Here is a 20,187-nt window from a genome sequence, read left to right on the forward strand (position 1 = left end):
GTAAAGCATATTGAGATTCATTATCAAAAGCGATTAGAATCGAGTGTGATCTTTTCAGAATCCGCCCTTCGCGCCCGCAACCTTCACTTCAGCTTTGGCCCCGCCCCCGCCCTGGTTGGCGTTGACCTCGACCTCGAATGGGGCAAAGTCACGGCCATCGCCGGCCCCAATGGAGCAGGCAAATCGACCCTCATCGAGATCCTTGCGGGGGTTCGTAAAGCTGCCCGTGGGACGGTGGACCGCAAGGACGACGTGGCCTTGGTTGTTCAACGGGTGACAACCCCTGATGCTCTCCCCCTCACCGTTCGGGACGTGGTGACCATGGGCACGTGGGGCGATCTGTCAGGCCGGGAACCGAAAAGCCGGGCACCCAAAATAGGAGCAGCGGAGCGACAAGCGCGGGTAGCCGAGGCCTTGGCTCGCGTCCAGCTCACAGAACACGCGTCATCGCCGTTCAATGCCTTATCCGGAGGCCAACGACAGCGTGCGCTACTGGCCCAAGGCATAGCGCGCCGTGCACGGATCTTCCTACTCGATGAACCCGCGGCGGGGCTGGATCTGGAGAGCCGCCAGCGCACCAGGGCAATGCTCGCAGCAGAAGCAGCGCGTGGTGCAGCAGTGGCCTGCGTCAGCCATGATGAAGAATCAATTGCAGCCGCAGATTGTGTGGTGAGGCTGATCGCCGGGCGGCGGGTGAGCTAACCGGGAACCGCAGTGCAGATGACCTTCGGGATCACCGGTGCTCCGGTCGCCATGGCTGGCGCTACCCTAGTAGTCTTCGCCGGGTTCGTCGGTGGATGCTTCCGGTGACTTTTCATCCGGGGCGTCGTGAACTTTTTTCGGGATCTTGCCCTCAACGTCAGCAGGAACGGGAGGGTCCTTCTCTTCATCAGTAGACATGAGGCAAGCATAGGGGCGCCTACGGACAGTATTCGGAATCTTCAGCCCGTCAGAGGCCCGAAAAGGGTGGGGCGTAGTGTGGACGTTGGACGAAAGGAGCACTTCATGAAGAAAATCCTCATGGTACTGACCAGCGTGTCCGAGCTCGGCGATACGGGCAAGAAGACCGGCTACAACGTGGCCGAAGCCGCACATCCCTGGAAGGTCTTCAAAGACTCGGGTCACTTCGTCGATTTTGCCTCCATCAAGGGCGGCCAGCCTCCCAGCGACGAGGTTGACATGGATGATCCCATCCAAGCTGCCTTCACGAAGGATGAGGCCACTCGCGCCGGGCTTTATAACACTGCCCGCGTCGACGTCATTGATCCCGGGCAGTACGATGCCGTCTACCTCGTGGGAGGACACGGCACTATGTGGGACTTCCCGGACAGCGAAGGATTACAGCGTTTGGTAGCCAGCGTCTACGACGGCGGAGGCTTGGTGGGCGCGGTTTGCCACGGCCCGGCTGGACTGCTGAATGTGGAATTGGAGAACGGGTTCCGCCTCGTTCAGGGTCGGGACGTCGCCGCATTCACCAACGACGAGGAAGTGGCCGCCGGGAAGGACAAGGTCATTCCGTTCTTCCTGGCAGACCGGCTGGAGGAACAGGGAGCGCATCACGTCTCCGCCGGTGTCTTTGAAGAGAAAATAGCGGTGGACGATCGACTTGTAACCGGCCAGAATCCTGCCTCGGCAGCCGGCGTAGCCAAGGAAATGGAGAAGCTCTTCGCCCAGGTCATCCACCAGGAAAAGGCCGAGGAGCAGCACGAAGCGGAGGCCCTGCGCGCTGAGAAGGACGCGGAAAAGACCGCCAAGAAAAAGGCAGCGGCGGACACCGAACACTAGTCCTCTGGCACTGGGACGCCCGGCCCCCCAATCCTGGGGGGCCGTTCCGGTTACCGTGCGTCACGCACGTCTACGGTTTTGCCCGCCGTCGTATACTCCGAACATGCCAATTACGCGCCTCGACCCAGGTATTCACATGCAGCTGTCCGCCCTTAAGCAGGACGGGGTGGTTCTGTGAGCGGCGGTCTCGTAGCACTTTTGGATGACGTCGCAGCCTTGGCCCGCATAGCAGCTGCGTCAGTGGACGACATCGCCGCAGGCGCCGCCAAGGCAGGGGCCAAGGCCGCCGGCGTTGTAATCGACGACGCCGCTGTCACGCCGCAATACGTATCCGGGGCGGACCCGTCACGCGAGCTGCCGATGATCAAACGCATCTTCTGGGGCTCGCTGCGAAACAAACTGGTCATCATCCTGCCAGCGCTGCTGCTCGTCAGTGCCTTCATCCCGGGAGTAATCCCGTTCATCCTCATGCTGGGCGGCACCTACCTCTGCTACGAGGGCGCCGAAAAGGTTTGGCACAAGCTTCGCGGCCATTCCGCCACCGAGAACGCGCCGGCCGTCCAACGCGGACCTGACGCGGAAGCCAAGGTTACCAAGGGCGCCATCACCACCGATTTCATCCTGTCCTGCGAGATTATGGTCATCGCGATGAACGAGGTAGCCAGTGAGTCTCTATGGGTCCGAGCGTTCATCCTCGTCGTCGTAGCGATTGCGATCACGGTCATCGTGTACGGCGCCGTCGGACTCATCGTCAAGATGGACGACATCGGCCTGCACCTGACCACCAAGGCCTCCGCGGGCTCTCAGCGCTTCGGGCGGATGCTGGTCAAGGGAATGCCAGCCGTACTGGCCGCGATCACCCTCATTGGGACGATAGCCATGCTGTGGGTTGGTGGTCACATCATGCTGCAGGGTGCATACGACCTCGGCTGGCACGGCCCTTACGATCTGGTTCATGTACTCGAGACACCCTTCGCCGGGATCCCTGTGGTGGGCGGCTTCCTTGCCTGGCTCGTGAACACGTTGTGCTCAGCCATTCTCGGAGCCGTTTGGGGTCTGGTCATCATGGTCATCTTGCACCCGCTGCTAAAGGTGCTGCCGTTTGGCAAGAAGAAGGACGGACACCAAGAAGGCGATGTCCGCGCCGCAATTGCAGGCCATCGGCCCGCAAAGCGTAACGACGATCCAGGCTCCAAGCAGGACCGTCATCAATGATCGTTAAACGGTGGCGCGGCTAGAGTCATCCCTAGCGGCACTCAGGAAGCGTTTCGACAGTGATGCTCCCTCGGACGGCGGACTCGAAGCCACCGCTCCGCGCTGGCCATGGCGCGAGTGGCGGCAGCCCAGTAGGCCACACCCACGGCCAAGGAGGCAAGGACGGCAAAGCCTTTGTCCCCCTCCACCAACAAGGGGTAAATCAGCCAGTGCGTGACATAGACATACAGTGAAGACGTGGCCAGCAGAGCTGTGATTCGATGCAGTCCGCGCGGCACCGGCAGCGTTGGGATCCACAGCAGGATAAGGAACCCAACCAGGATGGTGGCACTGCGGTATTCGTTCGCAAACGAACCGGGAATCGTCACCAGGGCCACAGCGGTGACCACGGCTCGCTGCCGGACGGTGCTTGAGGCCGCAGCCGCCCAACCCAGTGCAAAGAGCCACAGAACGGGCCCCTGCCCGGGATACGGCAGTGCGACGACGTCGAAGCGCTGCAGTAAGTCAACGCCCGCCAACGCCAGAGGGAACCCCCAAGGCCACCTGCGCTGGATACGATCCACCGCCGGTATTGCGAGCAGCACAGCCAAGCCGAGCAAGGTATGGACCAGCACTTCAACGAACCAGAAGCGGGACATATCCGTCCACCCCTGAGGGCCTAGTAGAGAGTTCAGCAAGAACACATTGTGCCAGCCATACTCGTCCGTGAGCGCAAACGCGACGGCGATTACGACGACGCTTGGAAGCACGATCCGTGCAACGGCCCGCAGTTGCCTCAGCAACCGCTCCTTGCGGGCACCTGACAACTGGAAGCGGGCAAAATTATAGCCTGCCAGCGCCATCAGGACATGGGCTGTTCCTTCCCAGTCGAAGAACTTGAAGTGCGTGGAAACAATGAAGACTATTGCCACAGCACGCAGAACAATGCCTGTCTCCATTCGGGCGAACAGCCGTCCCCGCCACGTCCTGGCCGTGCCCGTTCTGCTGGTCACCGCGCCGGACTGGCGATCAGCGGACAAAGGGGCCGGTGTGAGCTCACAGACAGGCATCAAGTGCCAACCACTGGGAAGGCAGCCGAGCGCGCGCTCCAGGCGGACGGAAGCAGCCACGTACGAAAGCGAGTCACCACCCAAGGAAACGAACGTGTCGGAGTCTTTGACGTCCTGGCATTCGAGGACGTCCTCGAAAATCTCCCGTACTGTGTCCGTCGATGACACTGAAACCGCACCGGCCGCCGTCTCTGGTTGCCGATTCAAATCGGGCTGGTGGGACAATGCCTGGATGGCGGGGTAGTCAGGTTTCCCGTTGGCCAGCCTCGGAATGGACGGTACAGGATGAAGTTCGACGGCGGCACGCGGCACCCCCAGGTCCTGCGCCAGTGTTTTGGCGACCAACGCAAGGTCACGGTCCCCTTCCACAGCTGCCACCACCATCTCGTCCGAGCCGGCAGCGGCGGCACTAAGGCCGAGGTCTGAAAGTATCTGCTCTACTTGTCCCAGATCAATCCGGAGCCCAGCGATTTTGACGAATCTGCTGCGCCGGCCAACGATCTCATAGAGGCCGCCCGGGCCTTGACGGGCAAGGTCACCGGTACGGAGCTCCGTAACTTCGCGGCCGAGAGCCAGATCCTCGGGTCGCTCCGCATAGCCCAGCATGACGTTGGGACCGCTGAATATCAGTTCGCTGGCGTCCAACCCCGGTACTGGTTCGAGCCGGAATGACCCGCCGGGAACGGGCACTCCGATAGCGTGCGGGTGCTCGGCTGCTTGGTCGGGTGGCAGGTAGGCCATGCGGGCCGTGGCTTCAGTCTGTCCGTACATGACAAAAAGGTCCCAACCGCGTTTTTGGCCCAGTTCAACATATGAACGGACCTTTTCCGGCGCCAAGCGGCCGCCGGCCTGGGTGATGTACCGCAGGCTCGGAAGGTCCATGCGCTCGAAGCCGACCCGGTCAAGGAGCTCGAACGTGTACGGCACGGCGGCAAATGACGTCACGTGTCGGGACCGGACCAAGTCCCAAAAACAGGGATCCACCACCGAAAGGTCTGTCAGTACCAAAGATGCGCCCACCAGCAAGTGGCTGTTGACCACGCTCATCCCGTAGCAGTACGAGAGGGGAAGCGTGGTGGCTGCGGTGTCACTTCGACGCAGGTGCAAGTACTCGGCGATAGCGGCCGCGTTGGCCTGAACGGAGGCGCCGGAGATACGGACAAGTTTCGGTGATCCGGTGGAACCGGAGGTGCTGACCAAGAGCGCCAACTCAGGATGTAAATCGTGTCGGGTCTCGTCCCTCCGGATGTCCAGGAAGAATTCGTCCTGTGCTGAGCGGGCGACGATGTCGGGATCGTAGGCGGCAATGAGTGCTTCGGAGGCTTGGCCACCACCCGAGGGCAATATCAGCAGGGGATGTCCAGACGCCATCGCAGCGAGGTAGACCGTCAGAGCCGACAAGGTGTTCTCGGCTTCCAGTGCGATCAGGCGCCGGGCGGGACCGAACGAGCGCGCCATCGCCCCTACGAGTTGGGCCAGCTCATGATAGCTAATTGAGCGTTCCCCAACGCTGATGGCGGTACGGTCTCCGAACGAGGCCAGGTTGGCGGCGAACGAGATTCCGGCCAAATCCGGCTGAATAGTCACACCCGGGATTTAACAAGGTAAAGCTAACCTAACTCAACTTGATAATGGTCTGCGCCCAAATATGACTTCCGTTAACCGCTCACGGTGAACGCGACGCCTTCACCAACCACCCGGAGGCTGAGCTCCGTTCCAGGTTTGGTGATGGATGCATTCCAATGCCTGATGGTGATGACTTCGCCGCCGCCTGGGTAGCGGTGGCCGTTGCCCGTGCTTCCTCCGTCGGGTGCAGCATAAGCACCGAGTTTGATGCGCACGGTGGTTTCAGGTCCGAAGTAATCAGTGTCCACTACGACGCCACGGATGGGGCCATCCGGGGCGATGCGGATTTGTTCCGGCCGGAGCATGAGTTGGACCTTACCTTGTGCGGGCGGGCGCCTGACGGGGATACCTCCCAGCGAGCATGTAGCCAGGGAGCCTTCCATCCAGGCGTCCAGGATGACAGCCTCGCCAAGGAACTCGGCGGTGGCACGGTCCGCGGGGCGCGTGTAAACGACGAATGGGTTGCCAATCTGGGCCAGCTTTCCATCACGCATAATGGCTACCTGATCCGCGAAGGACAAGGCTTCGGCTTGATCATGGGTGACCAGGATAGTGGTCACGCCTGCTTCGCTCAGAACCTTGGCTATGGCTCTCCGCGTCGCCACGCGAAGACCGGCGTCAAGGGCTGAGAATGGCTCATCGAGCAGCATCAGTTCGGGCTCGCGGGCCATCGCCCGGGCCAAGGCAACCCGCTGTTGCTGACCGCCCGATAACTGGTGGGGCCGGCGCTTCGCCATGGACGCATCGAGCGAAACCATGGTGAGCAGTTCCTCCACGCGTGCCCGGACGCCACGCCGACCGCCGTCGAGCTTTCCAACGTCCAGACCGAAGGAGATGTTCTGCCCAACGGTCAGGTGCGGGAAGAGGGCGCCGTCCTGGGCAACGTAGCCCACGTGCCGTTTGTGCGCGGGAACCCATACCCCGTTTCCCGCAACGGGAGATCCCTTCAGGCTGATCGCGCCGTCGGAAGGATTCTCAAAACCGGCGATGAGCCTGAGTAACGTGGTCTTGCCCGAGCCTGACGGACCCACAATAGCCGTGGTGCCCCCTTTGGATACGGAGAGGTCAATTCCCCTTAACACTGTCTGCGGACCAAAATTCTTGGTGACGCCGGCAATGTCGAGGTGAGTGTCCGTTGTTGGTGCAACAGAGGGTGCAACGCGCGGAGCCGCGAAACCCGGGGAGGAATGAGTAGTCACTGTCCAGCCACTTTCTTGGACTGTTGGAAGAGGAGGTACGTCATGGGGGCCGAGAGCAGGATCATCAGCAAGGCATACGGTGCCGCGCCGGTGTAGTCGATTTCGCTACTCTTGCTCCAGAACTCTGTTGCCAAGGTTCGGGTGCCGTTGGGCGCGAGCAGGAGCGTTGCCGTGAGTTCATTGACGATGGCGAGGAAAACCAGGGCCGCTCCCCCGGCAGCGGCCGGGGCAGTGAGCCGCAGGGTGACTTTGAAGAATGACACCAGTGGAGCCTTACCCAGGGACTGGGCGGCCTCGTCGAGCTCCTTGGGCGCTTGGGCCAGACCGGAACGGAGGTTCACCAAGGCCCGCGGCACGAAAAGCAGCACGTAGGCAGCGATCAGGACACCCGCGGTTTGGTAGAGACCTGGAATGGCGCGAATGCTGACGGTGACGAACGCAAGGCCGACCACGATCCCCGGCAGTGAGCTGGTCACGTAATTGGAGAGCTCAAGGAATTTACTGAACCAGCTCGGATGCCGAACAGCCAGGTACGCCAGGGGGAAGGCCACCACCGTGGTAGCTGCAGCGCCCACTGCCCCGTACATAAGGGTTTGCAGGAGCGCCGGGACGAACTCGTCCGCTGCCCAGACCTCCGGCCCTCCAGCCAAGGTCCAACGCAACACCAACCACACAGGTAGCCCGAAAGCCAGGACGGTCAGACTCAACAACCCCAGTTGCGCCGGCGCCTGATAACGGCCGAGCGGAATCCTGGTGGCTTTGGCCTGTGCACCGGAACCTATGCGGGCATAGCGGGCTGTTCCGCGGCTCTTCACCTCGGCGAGCAACAGGATGAGGCAAAGGAAGACCAGGACGCTGGCCAGCATGTTGCCTGCTGTGCCATTGAACGTCGACTGGAACTGGACCATGATCGCGGTGGTGAAGGTATCGAAACGGATCATGGCGAAGGCTCCATATTCCGCGAGGAGGTGCAACGCCACCAGCAGTGCACCGCCGGTCATTGCGATGCGAAGCTGCGGCAGTACCACGCGGAAGAACACCGCCCACGGGCCAAAACCCATCGAAGCGGCGGACTGTTCCATAGCCGGGTCCAGCCTCGCCAGAGTGGCGGCTGCCGGAATGTAGACGAGCGGGAAATAGGACAACGTCGCGATCAGCACGCCAGACCAAACTCCCTCCAACGAAGGAACCGCGGACACCCATGAGTAGCTGTTCACAAACGCAGGGATTGCCAAGGGCGCCGCCAACGCGACGGCCCACAAGCGGTGCCCGCGGAGGCTGGTTCGCTCCACCAGCCAAGCACCGCCGACTCCAAGAATGAGGCACAGTGGAACTGTAATAACCATCAGCATGATGGTGTTTAACAGCAACTCGCCGACCCGCGGTCGGACAATGAGTTCGACGGCGGTGTCCCAGCCTGTCGCTGCCGTCATGTAGACGACATAGCCCAAAGGCACCAGCGAAAACAGTGCTATCAGCACTGCCAGCAAGGACACGGTGGAAACGCCGAAAGGCGGGCGGGGGCGCTTGCCCCCACCCGCCGTCGTCGTGCTTTCCGAACTCTGCGAGCCGGGAGCCGAAAGTCGAACGCTCACGGAATTACAGCAGTCCTGCCTTGGTCATCAGCTCGGTGACCTTGGTGGAGTTCAGTTTGGCCGGGTCAACAGCAGGGGGCTGCAGGTCCTTGATGGGTACCAGCTTCTCGTTGGCATCAACCTGCGACGCGATGGCGTACTCGAAAGAGGTTCCTGTCTTGAGGATCTCCTGGCCTTGCTTGCCCGTGATGAACTTCAGGAACGCCTGGGCGTCGGCCGCCTTCTTGGAGGACTTCAGGACACCGCCACCGGAGATGGAGAGGAACGCTCCGGGATCCTGGTTCTTGAAGTAGTACGGCGTGACGTTCTTGGAGTTCTCGCCGGTCTTGGCCTGGTCGCCGTAATAGTAGTAGTGGTAGATCAGTGCGGCGTCGACTTCTCCGGCGTTGACAGCCTTCATGGCGGTGCCGTTGCCCTTGTAGGCCTTGAAGTTTTCCTTCATGCCCTTAAGCCAGGCCTCAGTAGCGGCCTCGCCCTTGAGTTCGAGCAGGGCGGCAACGATTGCCTGATAGTCGGCGCCGGTAGGCGAGGCAGCCCACTTGCCTTTCCATTCGGGGTCGGCCAGATCAAGCATCGACTTGGGCAGCTTCTCTTCGCTGATTTTGTTCTTGTCATAGACCAATACCGTGGAGCGGGCGGCTATGCCGGTCCACTTACCCGTGGAGGGACGGAACTCTGCCGGGACCTGATCAATGGTGCTCTTCTCCACGTCAGCGAAGAGGCCTGCGTTTTCCACCTGCGCCATTGCAGGGGAATTCTCCGTCAGGAAAACGTCCGCCGGGGACGCTGCACCCTCCTGGACGATCTGGTTGGACATCTCGGTGTCCGAACCCTGGCGAAGGGTGACCTTGATGCCGGTCTCCTTGGTAAAGGCCTCGATCCATTCCTTGGTCAGGCTCTCATGCTGGGCGTTGTAAACCGTGATGCCATCGCCTGAAGCAGCAGTTTCGGAGGCGGCAGGCGCGGTGCCGGCGTTGGAGCCACAGGCCGCGAGGCCGAGGGTTGCGGTGGCGGCGAGTGCGACTCCGGCCAGCGCGTTCTTGCGGAACTTCATGGGGACTACTTTCTTGGGGAAGATGAAGAATTGGGAACTATCTCCTCCGAGAACTTTAGGTTAGCCAAGCCTAAGCATTCAATGCGAGACTCAGCCTCTGTGGTGTGGATCCCGTTTGTTACGAAGAAATCGCATTTTCGGCGATGGTCTGCTGCGCCACTACCGTCAAGAAGCTTGCCGGGTGGAGACGGATTACGACGAGACAGCTTGCTGAAAAACCGCGGACAGGATTACCGGCATTCGCTTTGCACCTCCGCAGATCCGGTCAGGCCAGCCAGTGCCACCAGCGCGACCGTTCCGGTTCCGGCGTCGCTTCCGGCTCAGGCTCCTCACCCAAGGCCAGCGCGGCCTCGACGATGTCGTCCGCGGTGAGCTTCATGACGGCCTCACGATCAAGCGCATCGAGACTTTGTTCCTCGTCTAGCGACAACCGCAGCGCCTGGCGGTTGAGCGCCTGCTCGAACAGCGTGCGGGCGAACCGGGCGTTGCCCGAGTCCTCGCCAGCGTGGAGCCCGGTGAGGATGCGACGCAACATCTGGTCCGCACCAGGCTCCAGGGTGTACTCGTGTTGGGCCAGCATCTGGTGGAAAATCGTCTGGAGTTCGTCGACGGAGTAGTCGGGGAACGTGATCTCGCGGGCAAACCGAGAGCGCAGCCCGGGGTTGGAGAGCAAGAAGGACTCCATCAGCCGCGGGTACCCGGCGACGATCACCACCAAGCGGTGTCGGTGATCCTCCATCCGCTTGAGCAGGATCTCGATCGCTTCAGGGCCGAAGTCCATCCGGCCGTCCTCCGGGGCCAGCGCGTACGCCTCGTCGATGAACAGGACACCGTCCAGCGCACGCCGGATTACCCGGTCCGTCTTGATGGCGGTCGCCCCGACGTACTGCCCCACCAGGCCCGAACGGTCGACCTCGACCAGGTGTCCTTTCTGCAACAGACCGACCGCACGGTACATCTCGGCCAGGAGCCGCGCTACGGTCGTCTTGCCCGTGCCCGGGTTTCCGAGGAACACCAGATGCTGTGATGTTGCCACCTCAGGCAGGCCGTGCGTTTTACGGCGGGCCTGGACCTGGAGCAATGCGACGAGGGCCCGCACCTGTTCTTTCACGGTCTCCAGACCGACCAGCGCATCGAGTTCAGCCTGCACCTCGGAGAGCGGCCGGGCCGGCCCGGGCCTCGCACCGATGAGATCGCCGACCAGGTCGTCGACGCGCTCTGAACCAGGCAGCTTGAGCTGATCGACCAGATGGCCGATGGTTTCGCGCAGGTCATCGAGCGGATTGCGGCCGGCAGCCATACATCCACTGTAGTACTAGATCACCTGGCGGGCTGGGTTGGCCTCTCCAGTAACCACTCCCCAGTGGTCGTAGTGTTCACGTGGCACAGGCAGGCTCCATTGGATAATGCGGGCCGTTACCAATTCCCGTGCCACCTGGGCCGGGTCCTGATTTACGTAGTCCCCTTCGACTGCGGCCTGGTCCTGATCCCGGTCAGCGAACTGCGGAGAGACCATCGCCCGCCCACTCACCCACAGGTGACTGGCAGCCAAAAGCAGGCGAGCTACCGTTCCACCAAAGCGGTGCCCTAGCGTTCCGTGCCTACGCTTCGATTGGTTCGCAGCGCCAAGTGGGCGAAAGCGGCATCGCCTCTACTGCTTTGGTGGCAAGGCGAGCTTGAAGACTTTGGCCCAAGCGGAGCCGACCTGCTTCAGCAGCGGCCCTGTGGTGTACTTCAGGTCGTAGCGTTTGCAGATTTCGCGGACCTTGGGGGCAATCTCGGCGTAGCGGTTGGAGGGAAGGTCGGGGAAGAGGTGGTGCTCGATCTGATGCGAGAGGTTTCCGGTCATAAGGTGCATGAAACGTGGCCCTGAGATGTTGGCGGATCCGATCATCTGACGTACGTACCAGTCGCCGCGGGTTTCGCCTTCCACCATTTCCTCGGTGAACGTGTCCGTTCCTTCGGGGAAGTGGCCGCAGAAAATGACGGCGTGGGCCCAGACATTGCGGATGGCGTTGGCAGCGAGGGTGCCGTAGAGGGCTTGCTTTCCGGAGCCTGTAAGCATGGCCAGGGCCGGCGTTGCTGCATAGTCCTTGGCGAACTGTTTGACGGCCTTGCGCCCCAGAGCCTTGAGGTCCTTGTTCATGGCCTCCCTGGATTTCAGGCCCTCCTTGTACTCGGGGATCTCCAGGTCGTAGATGGCTATGCCCCATTCGAAAACGGGCGCGAGCAGGGCATTGTAGAGGGGGTTGCCCAGGTTGAAGGGCTTCCATTCCTGGTCGGGATCCATGCGCAGAAGGTTGTACCCGACGTCGCGGTCCTTGCCGACGACGTTGGTCCAGCGGTGGTGGAGATCGTTGTGGGTGTGCTGCCACGAACGTGACGGGGTCACGAAGTCCCATTCCCAGGTGGTGGAGTGGATGTCCGGATCGCGCATCCAGTCCCACTGGCCATGGAGGATATTGTGGCCCAGTTCCATGTTCTCAAGGACCTTGGCAACGCTGAGGAGAGCTGTACCGGTGATCCAGGCCGCCTTGTTTTTGCTGACCAGCAACGCGGCACGACCGGAGACTTCCAATCCTCGCTGGATCTTGATCATGCGCCTGATGTACGCAGCATCGCTGGAGCCGCGCTTGGCCAGGATGTCGTCACGGAGCGCATCGAGCTCGCGGCCCAGTTGGGCCACTTGCTCGTCGCTCAAGTGCGCGGCCGCCGGTGGACGCACCGTGGGCCTGCCCGCCTCGGCCAGGGCACCAGGCCGGGTCTTGGGCCCGACGGCGGTGGCCGGGCTTTTAGCTGAAACTACTGACATGCGGTTGTACTCCTCAGATTTCGAGGTTGACGGGCCCGACGGCTGCCGAGACACACGTTTGGATGAGTTCGCCGGGCGCGCCATGCACTTCACCGGTTCGCAGGTCGCGGACGCTGCCTGACAGCAACGGGGTAAGACAGCTGTGACAGATACCCATGCGACAGCCACTGGGCATCAGCACCCCTGCGTCCTCGCCGACGTCGAGGATGGGGACACCCCCATCGGCCAGCACCTCACGGTCGGAAGCTTCAAAGGTGACCAAGCCACCCTCACTGCCTTCCCCGCCCAGAAGCTCGGTACTGAACCGCTCAATAGTGAGCGAACCCTGCCCCTGTCGACTAACGGCTTCCTCTCTCGAGGTGGCGGTCTCAGCCAGCGCTGCCTGATTCCACATAGCCTCGGCATCATCCAGGAAAGTCTCGGGGCCGCACGCATATGCGGCCCTGTCCCGCCAGTCCGGGCAAATTTCATTAAGAACGGCCGGTGATGTGAAGTCCATACGACCACGCCCCTGGGTGTGCCACTGCACCTGGCGGAAATTCGGAAACTGATCAGCAAGTTCAGCCAGTTCCTCACGAAAGATACTGTCGCCTTCCCCCCGAGAAGAATGGATCAGCACGACATCTGCGTCGGGACGGCTTGGGACAAGTGTCCGAATCATTGACATGACAGGAGTGATCCCGCTCCCAGCCGTGAGCATCAGAAGGGAACGGGGGTGCTTAGGCAGGACAAAATCGCCCTGAGGCGGAGCCAGGAAAAGGACATCACCAACCTTCGTCTCGCGAACCAGGGCTCCGGACACAGAACCAACGTCAGTGACGGTAATAGCCGGGTCCTCGCCTGCCGGCGCACTTAGTGAATAGGAACGCCACTGACGCACCCCGTTGAGCTCGACGCCGACCCTCGCCCACTGGCCAGCAAGGTGGGCCCGCCAGCCCCTGCCGGGCCGGAAGAAAATAGTTGCCGAATCTGCCGTCTCCGGGACAACCTTAGTGACGACTCCACGTAGCTGACGAGCCGAATAGACCGGATTGAACAATGCCAGGACATCTTCCGGCGCCAGCGGTGTGGTCAAAACCGAAGCGATGCGGGCCAGCGGCCGAAAACTGAACATGGGCTACTCTTCGCAACGACTGAAAACAAGGACCCCGACCGCATCGGCCGGAATGTCCATATTACCAAAATATTATAAGCATACTTACGATACTTCTGGCGGGTGCACCGTTACCAGGCATAGGGAAAGCCCCTCGGGAGGGGCTTTCAACGGGAACGGGACATGATGCTTGGATTGGTCAGCGGTGATGCGCTCCTCCTCCCCGGGCTCTGTCGCCCATGCCGGTTTCAGTAGCTAGACAGTAATACTTCCACCGGATTCCATGCAAACCCTCACTTAGGTGTTCACAGACGCCGGCGGCGCAGCGATCGTCAATGTCCTTCGCGATGCGGGCGAGGCCGTCACAGATACCCCCGACCTTATCCGTTTAGCCGCCAACGGCCATCCCATCGCAACCCACCTGTTGCGTGAAGCGGGCAATCGCACTGGAGTCGTTCTGTCCTCAATCGTTAACTTCTTCAACCCTCGACGCGTAATCCTTGGCGGGAATCTCAGCGAAGCCGAATCGTTCATCAGCGGCGTCCAGTCAGCGATCTACACAGAATGCCAGCCCTTCGCAACCGACAGCCTCGAGATCGAAGCGACGAAAGCCAAAAAAGCAGGCGGCATAACAGGAAGCGCCTGTACCGCCCTGGACAGAATCCTCGACCCAGCCCGCATTACCGCAGCCATAAACGCATCCACCCGGACATAGTGGCCACTGAACCCGGCGGGCACGCATTCTCAAAGAACGGTGCGAGCGCCTCCCCGGTACCATCGACGGTCAGGCTCGCTGGCACTTGGAGGGGTCTTAGGGGGCGGCGGGGAAGAACTCCAGCTGGATCAGTGCGTACGCACCCGTTGGCAGAAGGCGTACTGCGGAAATCAGGGCGGTTTTCCCGACTGGAGCAAATGGGCGTGTTTGCCCTGCCCAGTTGAAGCATTCGTCTTCCCGCCTGTCTATCTCGACTACCTCGCCGGCCACGGTCTCCACCTCAAGTCGCCAGCCGACGCTGCCTGCTTCTGCGGCGGTCACGGTGTAGAGCTCCACGGCTGTAGGTTCGTTGAATCTGTACTCAACGCATGCGCCTTCAGACAACGTCACCGACGTCTTCCCGATGTCGTCAAAGAGGACCGCAGCGGTGTCCGGGATAACGTAGCCCCTGCCGGAACCGGTTGCGTCGGTGAGCGGAACAGTGAAACCGTGTTGCGGTGATACCGAAGTGGGCCGGGAATTTGCCGCCCAGCCACACGGTTGCCGCGAGAGTTCGAACTGGATGTGCGCGCCGGCGGCCAGCACATCATGTGGGATGGAGATCTCTTCCCACAAGGCTCCATTGACGTGTACGGATCTGACGTAGATCCCCTCTTCTTCGGGATTGACAACTTCGATCACCGTCGGTTTACCGCTTGTGGGATGGAGCTCCGCGCGGTGGACGGCGGGCGGTAAGAGAACGTACGTCCCCGAGGCCGGAACGAGTGGGTATAGTCCAAGTGAGGCAAAGACATACCATGCACTCATTTCGCCGTTGTCCTCGTCCCCTGGATATCCCTGACCAATGTCCGATCCGACGAAGAGCCGCGCAAGTGCTTCATGCACAAGGCGGTGGGCATCATCGTGGCGACCGGCAAACATGTACATGTAAGGGATGTGGTGGGCAGGCTGGTTTGACAGGCCAAGCATGCCCATCCGCACGTCCCGCGCCTCAGTCATTTCGTGGATGACGAAGCCATAGGAACCGCACTTCGATAAGTCTCCGGTTTCGGGTGTGTCGAAGAACCTATCCAGCGCGGCGCCCAACTCATGCTCGCCGCCGTGCAATTCCGTGAGCCCGAGACCGTCATGAGGAACGGTGAAGGCGGTCCCCCAAGCATTTGTCTCGGTGTAGTCATGTCCCCACTCGGCGGGATCGAACCCTTCGTCCGCACGCCATGATCCATCCCGGCGACGACCAATGAAGAATCCCCGTTTCCGGTCGAAAACGAGCTTGTACGCCAAGGAGCGTCGGGCGAAGTACTCGCATTCGGCCTGGTATTGGCGGCCCTCAGCGGATGCTGAGGGAACGCTGTTGAGCAGCATGCGGGCCATCTGGGCGGTGCCCCAATCATTGATGGCGTTGTCCAGCGTCCAGGACAGACCCTCAGGGGTGTCCGTGTCAATGTATCCGCAGAACCGGCCCTGGCTTAGTCCCTTCCGTCCAACACGGGAGTCATTTGCGGGTACGGTGGCGTTCTTCACCGCGCTCCTGTACGCGGTCTTGAGATCAAGGCCGGGAATGTTCTTGACGAGCAGGTCAGCAAAGACCGTGTCGCTCGTTGTACCAGTCATCATGTCTTCAGCTCCGGGGGCGCTCCATCGCGGGGTCCATCCGCCGTCGAGGAAATGCTGAACAAACCCTTGGGCAAGTTCGCCCGCTTCCTCCGGCGTCAGCAGCCCAAGCAAAGGCCAGGCAGTACGGTAGGTGTCCCAGAAGCCGTTCGTCGTGGAGAATTGGCCCGTCATGATCTCCGGGCCGCTCTCGGCACGGATCGGGTTGGTGAGAACCTTGCCGTATGGAGAGCGGTAACGGAGTTGCCCGGCCTCTGAGGGCTCACCTGCCCGGTTAGGGTAAAGGAACAAACGGTAAAGGCCGGAGTAGAACGAAATCAATTGGTCCGTTGATGCTCCCCCGAGTTTCAACGTGCCTAGCTTCTCCTCCCAGCGACGGATTGCTTCGGCGAGCATGGTTGAGAAATCCCCGGCTCTGCGGAGATTGGCTTCCGCCTGCGCGAAGCCAACCGTCGAGATCCCCAGCATCACATCGACACGGCCGCCGGTTCCGGTTTTGACCGTGAGGTACCCGCCAAGACGTCCCTCGCCATAAGATAGACAGTCCGCAATGACGTGCGGTGTCCGCACGTGGATGTAGTGAGGCGGGGTTTCTTTTCGGTCGTCGAGCAGTGCCTCAATGACCGTATCGTCCCCTGACCGATAAACGCGGACGTCGCGAACAAGGCCGTGATGGTCAAAGACAAGCGAAGCGGTCTCGGCAGGGAAATCAAACCGCATACCCAGTGCGAAGTCGCCAGCGGTGAGTTGCGCCGTAATCCCGCCCTCCAGTGTGACGGCATAGAGGTGTGGGGAACATTGTTCATCCGTATGCGAAAACCCCAAGGCGCGGCCGGCAGGGTCGGTATCCGGGTCTGCCAGGGGGCTTGGCATCACCTGGAAGACACCCCTGTCCCCCATCCAAGGGCTGGGGATATGTGATGTCGCGAATGCCTGGATGGTCGGGCGGTTGTCGCTGTCCCGATTGTGTGCGTGATAGGCGTAAGGCCAGTTGCCGCGTGAGGCGTCGGTCATGGGCAGTCCGAAAACCCCGCCGTGGGGAACCGCCACGAGGGGAGCTGTGTTTCCCCGCGAGAACCGGTCGGAGGAGTGAGTGCCCCTCGTCGTCACGACGAATTCCAGCGGGTTCGTACGCTGAGCCGGTTCGGTTTGTATGCCCACTGCGTCGAAGTAGACGTAAAGATCGGCGCGGGGTGAGGCTTCTACCGTCGCGACGACCTGGCGGACTGTCTTCCCGGCAGCGGGCGCAAGCTCAACGGCTCGCCTGTTCCACTGGTCCACCCAAAGTCGTTTGGATTTGTACTGTTCCCTGGCTGAAATCCTTCCGCTGTACTGGTCAGTTACGTCGAGTTCACTGAGCCATGTGCCGTCGTCGAACTGCACATCAACAGCGGCGGCCGTCGAATCCCACAATCCTTCGAAGCTCTTGACCGCTTCCGGAAAAACAGCCCACTGCAGTTCCTCCCCTGTTCCGACAACACGGCCGATGAGCTCACACGGGATGGCGAATCGATGCGTACCCCTCCCGGCCTGGACGTGGATCGGGAAAGCCTCTGTGGAGGTGAATCCCACCCCGGGTTTAGCAGCGACGGCTGTCGGTGGGCCTCCTTGGCGCCTTAGTGTGGGCGGCCCGGCAAACTGTGCCTGCCCTTGGCTGTGTTGATTATGCTGGTTCGTTTCCATGTCTGAAAAGGGATTATCCATGTTCGCCAGGAACTGCCACGCTGCCGGACGGGTGCATGGGGAGGACTGTTGTGATCCCCCGCGATGCCAGGTGGTCGCTATCCTGGGCCTTGCTGGCCAGCACTACCGCGGGGCGTTCGCCGGTCAGAGCCAGGGACATCCAAGCTTCGAAGAACTGGCCACCGGGTGCGCACTGGGCCCGGTCCGGAGCGGTCTTTACGTCGCCCACGTCCAGTACCAAGGCGGTGGAACGCCGCTGCACCGTGGTCGGGTGTTTCCTGTTTTCCCGGGCTATGCCGGACACGGCAACACCCTGTGGTTTGATGCTCTGGTTGTTTGCGAGCAACCCGAGACTGTATTCGAGCTCGGGGAAGTCGACCAGTGCGCGGTCCACGTCATGTGAGCACCACCAGGTGACACCCCAGAGGTTTTCGCAGTCCAGGGCGTATTGGAGGGTGCGCCGGGAGAATTCGGCAGCGTCGGAGGCCGTAACGTGCGGGCTGGGAGCACCTACTTCCTGGAGCCAAATGGGACCGGCGGGGTTCGAAGACCAGGCGCGGGCCAGTTCGATCAGGTACTCCGCCAGGCGGAGACTCTGCTCGCTCATGCCGCCATAGATCTGCGCGGTGTTGTTGAATACCCAGGAGTGGACTGTCGGCATGGATCCGTAGGGGACGGCCGTGCCGGGGGTAAAGCCGTGCAGCCCGTCGAAGTAGGCGGCGTCGTACTCGGAGTGGTGGTGCCACGCGTCCGGAGCGCCCGCGGCGCAGGCGGCCAGCATCGTGCGGACCCAGTGCCCGGCTTCTTCGGGGCTGGTCTGGCTCTGCTGCGGGTGTGCCGTTGAGCCAAACTGGCTGAATTCGTTGCCTACACTCATGCCCAGAAAGTTGGGACGATCTGCCACTGCCGCTGCCAGTGCAGTCAGGTAGGCGGCCTGCCCCTCCAGTACGTCGGGGTCGGTAAAGAGGTTCTTCTGGTGCCACGTTTGGGTCCAGGCGGGCAGGAAGTCGAAGCTGGATAAATGCCCCTGCAATCCGTCCACCGAAACGTCGAGCCCTCGGTCTCCGGCAGCATCGACCATGCAACGAAGGTCATCCAGGGATCGACCACGGATGAGCGAACGATTCGGCTGGAAGTGTGGCCATAGCGCGAAGACACGTATGTGGTCCAGGCCCAGACCGGCAATTGAGTCAAGATCCCGTTTGACAGCGTCCAGATCAAAGTCCAGCCAGTGATGGAACCATCCCTGGGATGGCGTGTAGTTCGCGCCGAATCTTGTCTGCTGCTGTGTCATGCACCCTGCCTTGTTTAGCTGTCCGATTGTTCCCGCCGTCCTGTCCTGCTGTGGGATGAATGCAAGCCCCACAAAACTAATCCGATTTAGTTCGGCTGAGAACGCGGCTGCACAAAACACTACAAGCTCAAATGTAGTTCTGCCTAGACTTTAACTAATTCGGTTTAGTTTGCGTTCGTGCGTCATATCGCGCGTCGGACTCAGCTACGTTCAGCGGGCCTTCCCCCCTATCGGGGGCGCCGTGCTGGAGCGGACTGACAGGACGGGTGTCGGCAGCTGGAGATTCTCAACTCGCTGCGGCTCAGCGATCACCCTGAGTAACGCCTTGGAAACTTGATGGCCGAAATCGAACGTGTCCCGTGTAAGCGCAGTGATCGAAGGGTTGGTCAGCTTGGTCAGCACGGAATCATCAAAGGAGACGATCGACAGCTCGCGGGGGACGTTGATGTTCATTTCACTGGCGATACCCAAGCCCGCCAAGGCCATTACGTCATTGTCATAGATGATCGCTGTGGGCCGGTCCGGGCGCGACAGCAGCTGCCGGGTGGCTGCGGCGCCTGCGGCATCACTGAAGTCCGTGGCCAAGGATTCCGCCCCGTCGAGGCCCAGCCGGTCGGAGGAGTCCGCCAAGGCCTGAATGCGGCGTCGGGTGTGTTGAAAGCTGGGAAGGCCACTAATGTGCCCCAGTCGCCGATGGCCGATGGCCGTCAGGTACTCGACCACGGAAAGCATGGCTGCCCTGTCATCAGCCCAGACGCTGGAAAGATGTCCATGCTCGCCCGGTCCGCCCACCACCACAGCAGGAATTGACAGCTCCTCGAGAACAGGGATGCGGGGATCGTTCTCCTGCAGGTCGATGAGAATGACCCCATCCACGCGGTGCTCGTTCCACCAGCGGCGGTAGGTCGCAATCTCGGCCTCCGAGTCCTCCACGATCTGCATCTGCAGAGCCACTCCAGCGCTCGAGAGCCCGGCCTGGATGCCCGAGATGAGCATCGAAAAGAAGGGTTCAACGCTGAGGGTTTTGGCTGGCCGAGCAATAACTAAACCGGTGACATCAGTCCGCGACCCGCTCAGGGCCTTGGCCGCGCTGTGCGGAAACCAATTGAGGTCTGAGGCAACCTGAAGGATGCGAGCACGCGTAGCTTCGCTCACGCCGGGCCGTCCATTCAGCGCGAACGAGACGGCGCCCCGCGATACCCCGGCTTGCTTTGCAATATCTTCGATTGTTGCCCTGGATCTGGACATACTTGCCTCCTCTTGCCTCTGGTCGCCAGCAATTCCGAGCGGCGCCAGGAGCCCGCATGACGGCCTCGCCGCCGCGACCTGCAAGCACGACCGATGTCGCGACCCTCTTGACAGGCACTCATGGAAATGGTTGGTTATCTTCTACTATATCGGTTTAGTAAATAGCCGATTCGAAAATCTTCCACCATGTGCAAGACATCCTTTG

16 protein-coding genes are annotated in these 20,187 nt (G+C 61.2%); 4 read left to right on the top strand and 12 right to left on the bottom strand.

Features of this window, described 5'->3' with window-relative positions:
- Positions 1–45 precede the first annotated feature (45 nt).
- Positions 46–702 carry an ATP-binding cassette domain-containing protein gene (locus AC0J5Z_RS14220; protein ID WP_475033304.1) on the top strand — a complete coding sequence of 219 codons (657 nt, stop codon included), beginning with the start codon at positions 46–48 and terminating at the stop codon, positions 700–702.
- Positions 703–768: 66 nt separating this feature from the next.
- On the opposite strand, the gene AC0J5Z_RS14225 is transcribed toward AC0J5Z_RS14220, so the two are convergent.
- Complete coding sequence (locus AC0J5Z_RS14225) at positions 769–900, bottom strand: hypothetical protein (RefSeq protein ID WP_475033306.1); 132 nt, start codon at positions 898–900, stop codon at positions 769–771.
- A 105-nt stretch (positions 901–1,005) separates the two neighbouring features.
- Between AC0J5Z_RS14225 and AC0J5Z_RS14230 the strand changes: the two genes are divergently transcribed.
- A complete protein-coding gene (locus AC0J5Z_RS14230) occupies positions 1,006–1,785 on the top strand; it encodes a type 1 glutamine amidotransferase domain-containing protein (protein WP_475033308.1) in 780 nt (259 codons plus the stop codon).
- 174 nt (positions 1,786–1,959) lie between these two features.
- Positions 1,960–3,000 (top strand): DUF808 family protein, encoded by a 1,041-nt coding sequence (locus AC0J5Z_RS14235; RefSeq protein WP_475033310.1) that lies wholly within the window; start codon positions 1,960–1,962, stop codon positions 2,998–3,000.
- A 41-nt stretch (positions 3,001–3,041) separates the two neighbouring features.
- Here the strand turns inward: AC0J5Z_RS14235 and AC0J5Z_RS14240 are convergent, their stop codons facing one another.
- The 8 genes from AC0J5Z_RS14240 to AC0J5Z_RS14275 form a co-directional block, all read right to left on the bottom strand.
- The gene (locus AC0J5Z_RS14240) at positions 3,042–5,636 is read right to left on the bottom strand and encodes an AMP-binding protein (RefSeq protein WP_475033313.1); all 2,595 of its coding nucleotides are present in this window, start codon (positions 5,634–5,636) and stop codon (positions 3,042–3,044) included.
- Positions 5,637–5,707: 71 nt separating this feature from the next.
- Positions 5,708–6,874 carry an ABC transporter ATP-binding protein gene (locus AC0J5Z_RS14245; RefSeq protein ID WP_475033316.1) on the bottom strand — a complete coding sequence of 389 codons (1,167 nt, stop codon included), beginning with the start codon at positions 6,872–6,874 and terminating at the stop codon, positions 5,708–5,710.
- Positions 6,871–8,469, bottom strand: coding sequence for an ABC transporter permease (locus tag AC0J5Z_RS14250; protein WP_475033319.1), 1,599 nt, complete (start codon positions 8,467–8,469; stop codon positions 6,871–6,873). Before AC0J5Z_RS14250 ends, AC0J5Z_RS14245 begins: the two co-directional genes overlap by 4 nt.
- 4 nt (positions 8,470–8,473) lie before the next feature.
- Positions 8,474–9,523, bottom strand: a complete 1,050-nt coding sequence (locus AC0J5Z_RS14255) for an iron ABC transporter substrate-binding protein (protein WP_475033321.1) — start codon at positions 9,521–9,523, stop codon at positions 8,474–8,476.
- Positions 9,524–9,788: 265 nt separating this feature from the next.
- Complete coding sequence (locus tag AC0J5Z_RS14260) at positions 9,789–10,823, bottom strand: AAA family ATPase (protein WP_475033323.1); 1,035 nt, start codon at positions 10,821–10,823, stop codon at positions 9,789–9,791.
- Positions 10,824–10,838: 15 nt separating this feature from the next.
- Positions 10,839–11,039 (bottom strand): hypothetical protein, encoded by a 201-nt coding sequence (locus AC0J5Z_RS14265; RefSeq protein ID WP_475033325.1) that lies wholly within the window; start codon positions 11,037–11,039, stop codon positions 10,839–10,841.
- A 135-nt stretch (positions 11,040–11,174) separates the two neighbouring features.
- A complete protein-coding gene (locus AC0J5Z_RS14270; RefSeq protein WP_475033327.1) occupies positions 11,175–12,335 on the bottom strand; it encodes a fatty acid desaturase family protein in 1,161 nt (386 codons plus the stop codon).
- A 13-nt stretch (positions 12,336–12,348) separates the two neighbouring features.
- Positions 12,349–13,449: a ferredoxin reductase gene (locus tag AC0J5Z_RS14275; protein ID WP_475033331.1), complete on the bottom strand. Its 1,101-nt coding sequence runs from the start codon at positions 13,447–13,449 to the stop codon at positions 12,349–12,351.
- A 280-nt stretch (positions 13,450–13,729) separates the two neighbouring features.
- Between AC0J5Z_RS14275 and AC0J5Z_RS14280 the strand changes: the two genes are divergently transcribed.
- Positions 13,730–14,143 carry an ROK family protein gene (locus tag AC0J5Z_RS14280; protein WP_475033333.1) on the top strand — a complete coding sequence of 138 codons (414 nt, stop codon included), beginning with the start codon at positions 13,730–13,732 and terminating at the stop codon, positions 14,141–14,143.
- 96 nt (positions 14,144–14,239) lie between these two features.
- Here AC0J5Z_RS14280 and AC0J5Z_RS14285 read toward each other — a convergent pair whose 3' ends face one another.
- From AC0J5Z_RS14285 to AC0J5Z_RS14295, 3 genes are all read right to left on the bottom strand, one after another.
- Complete coding sequence (locus AC0J5Z_RS14285; RefSeq protein ID WP_475033337.1) at positions 14,240–17,329, bottom strand: GH92 family glycosyl hydrolase; 3,090 nt, start codon at positions 17,327–17,329, stop codon at positions 14,240–14,242.
- Positions 17,330–17,453: 124 nt separating this feature from the next.
- Complete coding sequence (locus AC0J5Z_RS14290) at positions 17,454–18,734, bottom strand: glycoside hydrolase 5 family protein (RefSeq protein ID WP_475033340.1); 1,281 nt, start codon at positions 18,732–18,734, stop codon at positions 17,454–17,456.
- A gap of 210 nt (positions 18,735–18,944) precedes the next feature.
- A complete protein-coding gene (locus AC0J5Z_RS14295; protein ID WP_475033343.1) occupies positions 18,945–19,982 on the bottom strand; it encodes a LacI family DNA-binding transcriptional regulator in 1,038 nt (345 codons plus the stop codon).
- Positions 19,983–20,187 lie beyond the last annotated feature (205 nt).

The sequence above is a fragment of the Paenarthrobacter sp. TRD_SC_7 genome (assembly GCF_056156245.1).

Coding starts and splice junctions, on each gene's coding strand:
- AC0J5Z_RS14225 (WP_475033306.1), bottom strand. CDS start 900: ATGTCTACTGATGAAGAGAAGGACCCTCCCGTTCCTGCTGACGTTGAG.
- AC0J5Z_RS14230 (WP_475033308.1), top strand. CDS start 1,006: ATGAAGAAAATCCTCATGGTACTGACCAGCGTGTCCGAGCTCGGCGAT.
- AC0J5Z_RS14255 (WP_475033321.1), bottom strand. CDS start 9,523: ATGAAGTTCCGCAAGAACGCGCTGGCCGGAGTCGCACTCGCCGCCACC.
- AC0J5Z_RS14260 (WP_475033323.1), bottom strand. CDS start 10,823: ATGGCTGCCGGCCGCAATCCGCTCGATGACCTGCGCGAAACCATCGGC.
- AC0J5Z_RS14265 (WP_475033325.1), bottom strand. CDS start 11,039: ATGGTCTCTCCGCAGTTCGCTGACCGGGATCAGGACCAGGCCGCAGTC.
- AC0J5Z_RS14270 (WP_475033327.1), bottom strand. CDS start 12,335: ATGTCAGTAGTTTCAGCTAAAAGCCCGGCCACCGCCGTCGGGCCCAAG.
- AC0J5Z_RS14275 (WP_475033331.1), bottom strand. CDS start 13,449: ATGTTCAGTTTTCGGCCGCTGGCCCGCATCGCTTCGGTTTTGACCACA.
- AC0J5Z_RS14290 (WP_475033340.1), bottom strand. CDS start 18,734: ATGACACAGCAGCAGACAAGATTCGGCGCGAACTACACGCCATCCCAG.
- AC0J5Z_RS14295 (WP_475033343.1), bottom strand. CDS start 19,982: ATGTCCAGATCCAGGGCAACAATCGAAGATATTGCAAAGCAAGCCGGG.